12 protein-coding genes are annotated in these 12,807 nt (G+C 50.5%); 3 read left to right on the top strand and 9 right to left on the bottom strand.

What is annotated here, in order from left to right:
* Positions 1-232: 232 nt before the first annotated feature.
* Positions 233-1,183, top strand: a complete 951-nt coding sequence (locus HMPREF2661_RS10415) for a transposase (protein WP_070823736.1) — start codon at positions 233-235, stop codon at positions 1,181-1,183.
* Between the two features lie 195 nt (positions 1,184-1,378).
* On the opposite strand, the gene HMPREF2661_RS10410 is transcribed toward HMPREF2661_RS10415, so the two are convergent.
* A complete protein-coding gene (locus HMPREF2661_RS10410; protein ID WP_070823734.1) occupies positions 1,379-2,701 on the bottom strand; it encodes an MFS transporter in 1,323 nt (440 codons plus the stop codon).
* A 195-nt stretch (positions 2,702-2,896) separates the two neighbouring features.
* Entirely contained in the window at positions 2,897-3,940 is a 1,044-nt protein-coding gene (locus tag HMPREF2661_RS10405) for a LacI family DNA-binding transcriptional regulator (RefSeq protein ID WP_070823731.1), read from the bottom strand.
* A 257-nt stretch (positions 3,941-4,197) separates the two neighbouring features.
* On the opposite strand from HMPREF2661_RS10405, the gene pgi reads away from it, so the two are divergent.
* Positions 4,198-5,838 (top strand): glucose-6-phosphate isomerase, encoded by a 1,641-nt coding sequence (pgi, locus tag HMPREF2661_RS10400; RefSeq protein WP_070823729.1) that lies wholly within the window; start codon positions 4,198-4,200, stop codon positions 5,836-5,838.
* Between the two features lie 204 nt (positions 5,839-6,042).
* Positions 6,043-7,320, top strand: coding sequence for an AmpG family muropeptide MFS transporter (locus HMPREF2661_RS10390; protein ID WP_234398640.1), 1,278 nt, complete (start codon positions 6,043-6,045; stop codon positions 7,318-7,320).
* Positions 7,321-7,393: 73 nt separating this feature from the next.
* Here the strand turns inward: HMPREF2661_RS10390 and raiA are convergent, their stop codons facing one another.
* From raiA to HMPREF2661_RS10355, 7 genes are all read right to left on the bottom strand, one after another.
* Positions 7,394-7,708, bottom strand: coding sequence for a ribosome hibernation-promoting factor, HPF/YfiA family (gene raiA, locus HMPREF2661_RS10385; RefSeq protein ID WP_003748344.1), 315 nt, complete (start codon positions 7,706-7,708; stop codon positions 7,394-7,396).
* A 49-nt stretch (positions 7,709-7,757) separates the two neighbouring features.
* Positions 7,758-9,113, bottom strand: coding sequence for an RNA polymerase factor sigma-54 (gene rpoN, locus HMPREF2661_RS10380; protein WP_070823723.1), 1,356 nt, complete (start codon positions 9,111-9,113; stop codon positions 7,758-7,760).
* 165 nt (positions 9,114-9,278) lie between these two features.
* Positions 9,279-10,013: an LPS export ABC transporter ATP-binding protein gene (lptB, locus tag HMPREF2661_RS10375; protein ID WP_003679854.1), complete on the bottom strand. Its 735-nt coding sequence runs from the start codon at positions 10,011-10,013 to the stop codon at positions 9,279-9,281.
* A 70-nt stretch (positions 10,014-10,083) separates the two neighbouring features.
* Positions 10,084-10,614 (bottom strand): lipopolysaccharide transport periplasmic protein LptA, encoded by a 531-nt coding sequence (lptA, locus tag HMPREF2661_RS10370; protein WP_003748337.1) that lies wholly within the window; start codon positions 10,612-10,614, stop codon positions 10,084-10,086.
* The gene (gene lptC / locus HMPREF2661_RS10365; protein ID WP_003748335.1) at positions 10,595-11,176 is read right to left on the bottom strand and encodes an LPS export ABC transporter periplasmic protein LptC; all 582 of its coding nucleotides are present in this window, start codon (positions 11,174-11,176) and stop codon (positions 10,595-10,597) included. The genes lptA and lptC overlap by 20 nt, the downstream gene beginning before the upstream one ends.
* Positions 11,173-11,709 (bottom strand): KdsC family phosphatase, encoded by a 537-nt coding sequence (locus tag HMPREF2661_RS10360; RefSeq protein ID WP_049348781.1) that lies wholly within the window; start codon positions 11,707-11,709, stop codon positions 11,173-11,175. Before HMPREF2661_RS10360 ends, lptC begins: the two co-directional genes overlap by 4 nt.
* A gap of 66 nt (positions 11,710-11,775) precedes the next feature.
* Complete coding sequence (locus HMPREF2661_RS10355; RefSeq protein ID WP_036493374.1) at positions 11,776-12,750, bottom strand: KpsF/GutQ family sugar-phosphate isomerase; 975 nt, start codon at positions 12,748-12,750, stop codon at positions 11,776-11,778.
* Between the last annotated feature and the right edge of the window lie 57 nt (positions 12,751-12,807).

Below are 12,807 nucleotides of genomic sequence, written 5' to 3'. Positions count from 1 at the left end.
CCTGCCACGTGGCGAACGTCGCCGAAGGCAAGCAAACGATAAGCTTCAAGCCCTGAATGAGTAAACCAGCCCATTGCGGGCTTGGCGTTTGACGAAACACCAAGTAAAGCCCACGACTTCGAAAGTACGGCCAAAGCGTACAGCTTGCTGAAAAGATAGAAGCGTGGGCTTTCGTACATCTACAGTTTGAACACTATCTAGGGCAAAAAGCCCGAATTAATAAGGTTAAACCATGTACTTAGGAATAGACGTTTCAAAGCTCACAATAGACTGCTATTTAATTGCAGACGGCCAAAATCATCAAAAGAAGTTTCAGAACAATAAAGGAGGATTTGAACACTTAATAAAGTGGCTACAAAGTCATAAAGTAACCGATAAGCTCCATTGTGTGTGTGAAGCAACGGGCACATATTACGAAGCATTGGCAGAATATATTTATTCAAGATATACAATTACCGTAGAGAATCCAAGAAAGATAAAAGGATATGCAATAGCAGAACTACAACGATCCAAAACAGACACACAAGACGCAAAGTTGATAGCACAATATTGCCAAGACCGAAAGCATAAATTAAAGGCATGGCAACCGCCGGCAAAAGAACAGAAGCAATTACAGGAAATCGCCCGATATTTAGATTATCTGAAACAGCAACGCGCAACAGAAAAAGCCAAACAACACGAAGCACCCGACTACATCAAATCCCATATTCAAACAACTATTTCAAACCTGACAGCACAAATACAGACAGTCAAAAAGCAATTACTCCAGTTCTACAAAGACAATCCAAGTTACAACAACCTGCGCAAAAGGCTGAAAACAATAACAGGCATAGGCGAGCAAGCGACAGCCGTATTGCTATCAACCTATAAAAGACATGAATTTAAAAATGCAAAACAGTTCACGGCTTATCTAGGTCTAGACCCTAGAAAGTATCAATCAGGAACAAGCGTAAACGGCAAAAGCAGAATATCAAAAATCGGAAGTTCGGAAATACGGAAAAGCCTTTATATGCCTGCCGTTGTCGCATACCGGTGCAATGCCTTTCCAGAATTTGTAGGCCGTCTGAAAAACAAAGGGAAGCATATAAAGCTGATATTAATCGCCATCATGCGGAAACTGGCGGTAATAGCGTTTACGCTGTTGAAGAACGGCCAAGATTTCCAAGTAGAAAGATATAAATAGATTTAACGCGGCCAAAAGCCTGGTAAATTTTTAATTTATTGAAAATAAAACATAAATCAAAACATCAAATCTATTCAAAACAAAACAAACACCCCGAACAAGTCGGGGTGCGTATTCTTGCAACGTCAATAAATGTAAAGTTATTTGACTATGCAATACACTATCTTTTCATTTTGGTTTTAAATCAAAACTTCGTTATTCTGCAGTAGCCGGTTTGGCCACAGTTTTAATGGTTAAGGTCAATGCGGCGGCGATGGCCAGGGAAACACCGGCAAAAGTCATCGCGTTGGCAGGGTTTGAACCCAAGAAAGTTCTGTACACCCAGCCGAAAGACACGGTTTCAATCAGCATTGGAATCACAATCATCATGTTCACAATACCCATGTACACGCCGTAACGTTCTTTAGGGATAGAGCCGACCACAATCATAAACGGCACGCCCATCATACTTGCCCAACCGACACCGAAACCAATCATCGGCGCAAACATCAGGTATTTGTTGCCGATATGAGGAATGGTGAGCAAGGCCAGCGCGGCAAGGGTTACAGCAAAGGCATGAACATATTTGGCGGCGTATTTGCGCGCCATCCACATCAGGCCGAAGGCGGAGATAAAGGTTACCACGTTGTAGAAACCGTTTACCAGGCCGGTCCATGCAACCGCTTGGCTATACGCTTCGGTATTCTCAACGGTCGAGTCCCAGACGGATTGGACGATACTGTGGGAAATATATTGCCAGTAGATGAAGAGCGCGTACCATTGAAAGAGATACACCAAAGCCAGTTGCCACAGGGCAGTCGGCATTTCGCGCACGGCAACGACAATATCTTTAACAGCATGGGCCGGACCGCTCGGCTGGGCTTTAATGGCCGCCATTTCTTCAGGGCTGGGCTCGCGTTCGGCTGTTGATAAAACGGTAACCAAAACCGAACCGATGGAGCAGACCGCACCAATATAAAACGAACCGAATACCCAATACGGAATGCCTGCTTCGGAAGTTTGTTGCAACCAGCCGATTTGTTGGAAGATGTAGAGGGAAACGTTGGCCAGGGTAATGCCCAAACCGGTAAACACGGACTGCATCAAGAAACCGGTGGATTGCTGTTGTTCAGGAACGGTATCGGCAATAAAGGCACGGAAAGGTTCCATTGCCGTGTTGTTGCTGATGTCCAAGAGCCACAGCAGCAATACGGCCACCCACAAGGCGGTAACGTGCGGATAAATAAAGAGGCAGAGGCTGCAACCGATGGCGCCGATCAAGAAATACGGACGGCGGCGGCCCAATCCCGGCACCCAAGTGCGGTCACTCATTGCACCAATCATCGGCTGCACCAGCAAACCGGTAATCGGGCCTGCCATATTCAAAATCGGCAATTGGCTCGGGTCGGCATGAAGGAAGCTGAAAATCGGGTTAATCGCAGTTTGCTGCAACCCGAAGCTGTATTGAATGCCGAAGAAACCGAAGTTCATCAGCATAATCTGGCGAAGTGTCATCGCCACTTGTGGGGAGATTTTCATAGGAAGGCTACTCCTGGATAATAAACTATGGAAACAACAAACTCCAATTTCAGCAGTATGACGCTCTTATTGTATTGGGCCGCCTTTTTGAATGAGGCAACCCTGTTTTCAGACGGCCTTTATTTTGACCGTTTATATAATCTTGTTTTGATGTGTGTTTGTGTTGTTTAAAGCTTATTTTTAGGCCGTCTGAAACTATTTATTCATTACAGACTGACGCCAGATGGTTTCCCCAACGACCTTGACGGGCTGAGCCGTACCGGCCGGATGTTCGATGTATTGGAACAGCAAATCCGCCGCCATTTTGCCCATGCGCAGATAAGGCAGCTCGGTGCTGGTCAACGGCGGAAACAGCGTTTCCGCAATCGCGCCGTGGTTATCATATCCGGCAACAGAGACTTGCTCGGGAACCCGCACGCCGCGCGTCCTCAAAATCCCGTACACGCGCACGGCCATTTCATCGTTACCGCAGCAAATTACCGTCGGCGGAAGTGGCAAAGACAGCAGTTTCAAAATAGCCGAAATCAAAGATCCGCTGTCATTGCTGAAATCAGGATAACCAGTTTGCACCAAATCAGGATTGAAGACAATATCCGCATCCGCCAAAGCCCGGCGGTATCCGGCCAATCTCAATCTCGTCGCTTCCACGCCCGGCTGCAAAGTCACATAAGCAATCCGTTTGTGTCCGCTTTGGATAATCCGGCGCACCAAGCCATACTGCCCTGCTTCGTCGTCCGGCAAAACCGACGGCGTACCTGCCAAATCAAAGCAGTTGACCAACACCATCGGGCAACGGTTGGGCACTTCCGGCAGTAATACTTCCTGATGGAAACCGGCCACATACAAAATCCCCTCGGCACGGTGTTCCATAAAGGTACGGATCAGCGGCTCCATCTGACCGGGCTGACCCGGCTTGTTGTCGATGTCGGCAATCATCAAAATCTTGCCTTGTGCGCGAATCCGCTGCTGAATGCCCTTAATCAAGAACATATCTGGAATGCCGTGTCCGCCCGTATTCTCGCCCGTCCGCGAAATGGCACCGGTAATCAGGCCGACCAAGCCGGAACGGTGGGACCGCATAATCCGCGCCGCAGAAGACGGGATATAGCCCAAAGCGGCAATCGCTGTTTCTACTTTGGAACGGGTTTTATCGCTGACCGGCGCATCGCCGTTAATCACCCGGCTGACCGTCTTGGGAGACACTCCGGCATAAGCAGCAACATCATAAATTGTAGCCATCTTACGAACCCGCCCCGACAGGATTTCAATAATGTTACATAGGATAACACAGCAGACATCGGTGTCATACCCTTTTTTTTACAGAAACTTGATGATAATCAATCATTTCTTTTTCATTTTGCATACATTTCTTAAACAAAACCACCCCCACCACCTCCCAAAACCTGTTCAAATTTGTTAAACTACAAGCCACTACAAAAAAGCAGGAAATACCTATCTATCCTGCTTATTTTACCGTTACATACTAAGGAAACGAGATGACCGCATACTCAGACGCATGGCAGGCCTTGGAAGCCCATCATGCCGATACGCAACACGTTACCCTGCGCGAACGTTTCGCTGCAGATGCCGAACGTTTCAACAATATGCACGAAATTCTGCACGGTTTGTTATTTGATTACAGCAAAAACCGTCTGGATGAAAATACCCTTGATTTATTGTGCCAACTGGCTGAAGCAGCCGATTTGCCACAATATATGCAGGCCATGATCAACGGCGAAAAAATCAACACCAGCGAACACCGCGCCGTCCTCCACACCGCCCTGCGCCTGCCGGCCAATGCCCAACCCATTTACGTCGACGGCGAAAACATCGTGTCCAAAGTTCATCACGAACTCAACCGCACCCTCGAATTCGCACGCCAACTTTTGGACGGCACCCACGCAGGCATTACCGGCAAACCCATTACCGACTTGGTTCACATCGGCATCGGCGGCTCCGATTTAGGCCCGCGCATGGCCACACAGGCACTGCAACCCTATTGGCAAAACATCCGCGTCCACTTTGTCAGCAACTCCGATGATGCCGACCTGACCCAAACCCTTCTCGGCCTCAATCCCGAAACCACCGTATTCAGCATTGCCAGCAAATCGTTCCGCACGCCGGAAACCCTGCTCAATGCCTATGCGGCGCGTACTTGGTACCGCGATGCAGGTTTGCCCGATTCCGGCATCTACCGACACTTCTGCGCCATTTCCGCCGATGTGGCCGCAGCCCAAAACTTCGGCATCTCCCCCGACAAAGTCTTCGCCATGTCCGACTGGGTCGGCGGCCGCTACTCCGTCTGGTCGCCCATCGGCCTGCCGCTGATGGTTGCCGTCGGCGAAAAAGCGTTCCGCAAAATGCTGGCCGGTGCGCACGCGATGGATACCCATTTCTTCGAGACCCCGTTCCGCCGCAACATTCCCGTCCTGATGGCGCTCATCAACGTTTGGTACAACAACTTCCAACATTCAGACGGCCAAACCGTTGTCCCATACAGCCACAACATGCGCCTCTTTACCCCGTGGCTCAACCAGCTCGATATGGAAAGCCTCGGCAAACAGCGTACTTCAGACGGCCAACCCGTTTCCTGTACCACCGGCGGCATTGTCTTCGGTGATGAAGGCGTCAACTGCCAACACGCCTACTTCCAGCTTTTACACCAAGGCACGCGTCTGATTCCCGTCGATTTCATCGTCCCCATGACCACAATCTACGGCAACCACCGCCAACACCGCTTTACCGTTGCCAATGCCTTCGCCCAAGCCGAAGCGCTGATGAAAGGCAAAACCTTAGACGAAGTACAAGTCGAATTGGCCGCCCTGCCCCAAGACGAACGCGACCGACTTGCGCCGCAGAAAGAATTCCCCGGCAACCGCCCGAGCAACAGCCTGCTCATCGACAGCCTGACACCTTTCAACCTCGGCATGCTGATGGCGGCTTACGAACACCGAACCTTCGTTCAAGGCGTAATTTGGCGTATCAACCCCTTCGACCAATGGGGCGTGGAATACGGTAAAGAGCTGGCCAAAACCATCGAACCCGAACTCGAACGCGGCACGCCGGCACACGACAGCTCCACCAACGGTCTGATTGCCTTCTACCGCAACTGCAACGTAGCATCGAAGGCCGTCTGAAAATAAAATATCCGTAAGACAAACACTCTGCCTGTCTTACGGACATTTCAAAACTCTATCGGCTTGTTCCAACAAAAGGCCGTCTGAAACTTTATCCATTCAGTTTCAGACGGCCTCTCATTATTCGATAAAGATAACAGAAGTTCATTCGCCATATCCCCCATCTTTGCTACAATATCCCTTTTCTTTTTTATTGATTTCACTATGACAACCGCACCCCAATCCGGCACTTGGCGCAAGATTTTCTCGCGCAGTATGCTGATTTGTATCTTTACAGGCTTCACTTCGGGGCTGCCGCTTTATTTTCTGATCAACCTGATTCCGGCATGGTTGCGCAGCGAACACGTCGATTTGAAAACCATCGGCCTGATGGCACTTATCGGGCTGCCTTTCACTTGGAAATTTATCTGGTCTCCCGTCATTGATTTGGTCAGATTACCTTTTTTAGGACGGCGGCGCGGCTGGATGCTGGTGACACAAATTGGTTTGCTGCTGGCCTTGCTCATTTACGCCTTCCTAAATCCTGCCCAGCATTTATATGTAATTATGGGCTTATCGTTGGTGGTCGCCTTTTTTTCTGCCAGCCAAGATATTGTATTGGATGCATTTCGCCGCGAAATTTTGTCAGATGAAGAATTAGGCTTAGGCAACTCTATCCACGTCAATGCCTACCGTATCGCCGCTTTAGTACCCGGCTCGCTCAGCTTGATTTTGGCCGACTTGATGCCTTGGCACAACGTATTCATCATTACTGCACTATTTATGCTGCCCGGTCTGCTGATGACCTTGTTTTTAGCCAAAGAGCCTGACATTCCACCATCTGTGTCGCGTACATTTGCCCAAACGGTTTCCGACCCTTTCAGTGAGTTCTTCTCCCGCAAGGGCATCAAACAAGCCATATTGGTATTGCTGTTTATCTTCCTCTACAAACTGGGCGACAGTATGGCGACTTCCCTGGCAACGCCGTTTTATCTGGACATGGGCTTCAGCAAAACCGACATCGGCCTCATTGCCAAAAATGCCGGTTTATGGCCTGCCGTCATTGCCGGTATTGTAGGCGGCATTTGGATGTTGAAACTCGGTATCAACAGGGCTTTGTGGGTTTTCGGCGTGGCACAATGGGTTACTATTCTAGGCTTTGCCTGGCTGGCGGGTTTCGGTAAATTTGAAACCATTACCCTGACGGAACAAATGATGCTTGCCGCCGTGATTGGTGCGGAAGCGGCAGGCGTAGGCCTGGGTACGGCGGCATTTGTCGCCTATATGGCCCGTGAAACCAATCCTGCTTTCACGGCCACACAATTGGCCCTCTTTACCAGCCTGTCAGCCGTTCCCCGTACATTTATCAATGCTTCGGCAGGCTATCTGATTGAAGCGATGGGTTACTTCAATTTCTACTGGCTGTGTTTTGCCCTGGGCATACCCGGCATGTTGCTGCTGTTTAAAGTGGCACCATGGAATGGTCAAAAAGTGAGTAACTAGATTGCCAGTCTAAAACTTCTAGCAAAACAAAAGGCCGTCTGAATGTTCAGACGGCCTTTATCATACAAAAACTTTATTCTGCTTCAGGTTTGACAGTGCTGCGGACATCGCCGCTTTTTTCTTTATGTTTCAAAACAGCGCGGTCGAGCTTGTCCATCAAAACATCAATCGCGGCGTACATATCCTGTTCAATCGCTTCAACGTGCAAATCTTTACCTGCCAGATGGACATCGGCTTCGGCTTTTTGGCTGACTTTTTCCACCGAGAGCGTGATGGTCACGGAAATGATGTTGTCGGCGTGGCGGCTGATTCGTGCCAACTTGTCGGAAACGTAGTTTTTGATGGCTTCGGTAACATCAAAATTCAGACCGGTGATTTTCAGATTCATGATACAGCTCCTTCGGTTGGTTAGTCCGTCAAAACGGATCGGAATATATCTACTCGGTAAATTTTCGTTTGTGTGCCGGCGGGATGTCTAATGATTCTCTATATTTAGCCACTGTACGTCTGGCGATTTCAATGCCGCGTTGTTTTAATAATTTGACGAGGACCTCGTCCGAATAAGGTTTGCTGCTGTCTTCGCTTTCAATCAGCTGGCTCAAGACAGCTTTGATTGCGCCTTGGCTGAACCCTTCGCCCTCATCGTCGGCATTGACTGCCTGTGTGAAGAAATAGCGTAACGCAAACAGGCCGCGCGGGCAAGACAAATATTTCTGATTGGCGGCGCGCGAAATGGTGCTTTCCGCCAAACCCAATTCGGCGGCGGCATCTTTCATCAGCATGGGCGACAGGCCGATTTCGCCGAAGATGAAAAAATCTTCCTGATTTTTGACAATATACTCGGCAAGGCGGAGGACTGTGCTTTTGCGCAATTCCAAAGAATCAATGCGCTGTTTGGCTTCGCTGATTTTTTCCTTCCACTCCGGCGCACCCTCTTCCGCCGATTTCATCAGGTTGCAATATTCCTGATTGAGCTGCAGCTTCGGCCAAGCCGCTTCGTTGCTGATGACTTCCCAGCCGTCCTTGCCCTCTCTCACCCAAACGTCAGGCTGAATATAAGGCGTAGGGGTGGCAGAAGCGAAGCCGTAAGCCGGATAAGGATTCAAGCCGGCAATCATATCGAGTGCGGCTTCTATGGTTTCACTGTCGGCCTGGGGATAAAGTTTGCGGAAACGCAGAACGTTTTGTTTGCGGTTTTTGCCCAAATCTTGAAGCGAACTTTGCACCAAATGCGCGGCCATTTGTCTGGCCGGAGAAGCCGGCAAACGCATCAGCTGCAGCATGAGCGACTCGGTCAAATCGGCCGCCGCCACGCCGGGCGGGTCAAAGGTTTGCAATATATCCAGCGCATTTTGCAGGGCTTCTTCGTCCAGCATCCATTCCAACGGCGTGTGGTCGATGATTTCTTCAAGGCTGTCGGTGAGGTAGCCTTGTTCGTCTAAAAAATCAATCAAGACATGAACATAGGCCGCTTCCACTTGCGAAAGCGGATGCTCGCACACTTGAGCATGCAGATAGTGTTTGAAATCCTCTTCTTCGGCGATGTTGCTCCAAATATCTTCGGCATCGTCGCCGCCCAACTGCTGACCTGCGCGCGGCATGGTGACGGCACGGTTGAGCCCGCTATCGGCAAACTCATCGGTTTCCGGACGCTCAAGCAGAGGATTGTCCGACAACCAGTCTTCCACTTCGCGCTCAAGCTCAAGACCCGACATCTGCAAAATGCGCAGAGACTGTTGCAGCCGCTGGTTGAGCTGCTGGGTCTGTTTGAGTTTAAGGACGAGTGAAGACATAGTGTTTGATTCGAAATGTATGGATAGTTTTTCAGACGGCCTTTATACGGCAGGCCGTCTGAAAGATTAGTTTATCGGTATTATATTTGTATTTTTAGTGATTATTCCAATATTTATAGCCGCCCTTAATCGAAATGAGGGCTTCATATACCGTCAAATATGCATTCAATATTTGAAATTTTCACCCAAGTAAACCGAACGGACTTGTTCATTGTTAACCAAGTCATCCGGCTTGCCTGAAGCCAATACCGTACCGTCGCTGATGATGTAGGCACGGTCGCAGATGCTGAGGGTTTCGCGCACGTTGTGGTCGGTAATCAATACGCCGATACCGCGTGATTTGAGGAACTCGATGATTTTCTGAATATCGATGACGGCAATCGGGTCAACGCCGGCAAAAGGTTCGTCCAACAAAATGAAACGAGGCTGCATGGCCAACACGCGTGCGATTTCGACACGGCGGCGTTCGCCACCGGACAAAGACGGCGCAGGGTTGTTGCGCAGGCGTTCGATGTTCAAATCGGCCAACAGTTTTTCAAGTTCGGCATCGATGCGGCTTTTGTCCTTCATGCTGATTTCCAAAATGGCGCGGATATTTTGTTCCACGGTCATTTTGCGGAAAATCGAGGCTTCCTGCGGCAGATAGCCGACGCCGAGGCGGGCGCGCTCGTGAATGGGCAGGTGGCGCAATTCTTGTCCGTCCAGCATCACGCTGCCTGCATCGGCGGCAATCAGGCCGACTATCATGTAAAAGCTGGTGGTCTTACCCGCGCCGTTGGGGCCGAGCAGGCCGATGACTTCGCCGCTTTCGATTTCAAGGGAGAAGCTTTTGACGACTTGGCGTTTTTTGAAACTTTTTTGCAGGTTTTGAACCACAAGACGGCTGTTGTTTGCGCTCATATTCTGTTGACTTTCGATATTGATCTCAGGCCGTCTGAACCTTTTTCAGACGGCCTTTTTGTGTGTTTTCTTATTTGTTTTTCTGCGTGCTGGACGGCTGGATGACCACACTGACGCGGCCGGATTTCGCGGCGGATTTCACACCGGATTTGGCGCTGCCGTTGATGGTGTAAACCTCGGTTTTAGTGTTGTAAGTGATGACCGCACCTTCGGCCACATCGCCGCCGCGCTGTACTTTGGCATTGCCGGACAGGGTAACGAGGTTGGCTGCGGAAGAATACGTCACGGTATTGGCTTGGCCGTTGACCACGCCTTTGCCGCCGTCCAACTCTTGGCTGAATTTGACGGGCGAGCCGGTGGCTTTCATCAACTGCTCGCTTTTGTCGTTGCGCGAAACGGTTACGCTGCCGGCACGGATATTGAGCGTGCCTTGTTTGATGATGACGTTACCGGAAAAGGTAGTGCTTTGGTTGTTTTGGTCAAGCGAGCCTTGGTCGGCTTCGATTTGAATCGGCTGCTTGCTGTCGCTTTGCAGGGCAAAGGCCGGGCTGGCGGCAAAAACGGCAACAAGGGCTAAGGTTTTACAAATTTTTTGTATCATAAATTGTGGCTTTCACTTTGGAAGGGAAATTCAGCAAACCAGTTTTGTGGTCATAAGTCATGCCGTTTGCCTGACCACCGGACTGTCCGTATTGGAAAGTAACCGGGCTGTCGGTATGGGCGTATTGTGCTTCGGTATCGACATTCAAACGTTCGGTTTTGACGATGCCGGCCAAACGCTTGGCATCTGCCGCTTTGTTTAAGACAACATTTTGTTCAAAAACGACTTTTTTGTTTTGGATATTGTACACGGCCTTGTCGCTGCCGACTTCGTACAACAGGCTGCCGTCGCGGTAAAACGAAAGATGAGGTTTGTCCAAATGCACATCCGCGCTATTGGGATATTGAACGGCATCGGCCGCGCTCAGGTTTTCTTTCAGACGGCCTTCTTGGTCAAAACGTTTGCCGTTGATGCCTTTCATCGAATATTGCGGCTCATTCGGATTGAGGACGACTTCTTCGACCTGCACTTCGCTGATGCGGCCGAGCCACGCCGCCAGTGCGCCGAGTGAAACGGCCAACACCAGCGGAAAGGCGATTCCGTAACGCCATCTGATTTTCATCGTACATACTCTTTCAAAGCAGGTTCAAGCGTACCTTGCGCCTGCATAATCAAATCGCACACTTCACGCACCGCGCCTGCGCCGCCGGAACGTCGGGTTACATAATGGGCGTATTGCAAAGTAAACCAATGCGCTTCGGGGACGGCAACCGCCAATCCGCAACGCACCATCACGGGCAAATCGACAACATCGTCGCCGACAAAGGCGCACTCATGCTCCTCCACGCCGGCCTGTTCGCGCAATTGGGCGTAAGCGGCACGTTTGTCGTGAATGCCTTTGAAGTAATAGTTGATACCGAGCTGCTTCACGCGGATACCGACGGAAGGCGCATCGCGGCCAGTAATAATCGCCGTTTGCACGCCGCTGGCCTGAAGCATTTTCAAACCGTGTCCGTCCAAAGTGTGGAACGATTTAATTTCTTCGCCGTTGTCACGGATAAAAATGCGGCCGTCGGTCAAAACGCCGTCCACATCCAGTATCAGCAGTTTGATGCCTGAAGCGCGTTGTTGCAGGTCGGAAGAGAGGTTTTGCATAAGGTTTCCTTATTTCAGACGGCCTATTCTAGCATAAGGCCGTCTGAAAACGTTTTTGCCGTCGATTCAGACAATTCGTGCCATCAATAAATCGTGCATGTTCAGCGCGCCAATCAGTACGCCGTTTTCTTCGACCACCAGCAAACCGTTCACATGGCCGCTTTGCATGGCTTTCAAGGCTTCGGTGGCCAGGCGGTCGGCAGAGATGGTTTTCGGCGAAGCGTGCATGATGTCGTCCACTTTCAAACCGGCAAAGCTGTCGCGTTCTTGAAACAGACGGCGCAAGTCGCCATCGGTAAATACGCCTTTCAGACGGCCTTCGGCATCGGTTACCGCCAACATTCCCAAGCCTTTTTCACTCATGCGGACAATGGCCTCTTTCAACGGCGTGCCCAACAAAACGGCAGGCAGGGCTTCGTCTTTGTGCATAATATCCGCCACGCGCAACAGCAGGCGTTTGCCCAAGCTGCCGGCCGGATGGCTTAAAGCAAAATCGTCGGGCGTGAACGCGCGTGCGCGCAACAACACAACCGCCAGCGCATCGCCCAAGGCCATTACGGCGGTCGTGCTGGAAGTCGGCGCAAGGCCGAGCGGACAGGCTTCTTTGGAAACCGCCGCGGTAATATGGATATCGGCATGACGCGCCATGGTGGAAGCCGGATGGGCAGTGATGCAGATAAGCGTGATGTTTTTGCGTTTCAACGCCGGAATAATCGCCGCAATTTCATCGCTTTCGCCGGAATTGGAAATGGCAACCACGACATCGTGGTCCACAATCATGCCCAAATCGCCGTGCGCCGCTTCGGCAGGGTGGACGAAAAACGCAGGCGTTCCGGTCGAAGCCATGGTTGCCGCCATTTTGCGGCCGATGTGTCCGGACTTGCCCATACCAGTAATGACGACCCTGCCCTTGCAGTGCAACAACGCTTCCGCCGCACGGACAAAATCATGGTCCAAAGCCGCCGCAATTTCACGCAAACCTTCGGCTTCCGTATCCAATACATCGCGCGCCCAGTCGAGATAAAGTGTGTTTTCCGCCATCAAAGCCACCTTTCGTGCTTGAATTTAGGTTTGTTTTGCCCAAATTAATCGGCTGTA

The sequence above is a fragment of the Neisseria sp. HMSC061B04 genome (assembly GCF_001836705.1).
In the GTDB taxonomy this organism is placed as follows: domain Bacteria; phylum Pseudomonadota; class Gammaproteobacteria; order Burkholderiales; family Neisseriaceae; genus Neisseria.
The sequence above is the reverse complement of the archived record's forward strand: the minus strand, read 5'-3'. Positions and strand labels throughout refer to the sequence as shown.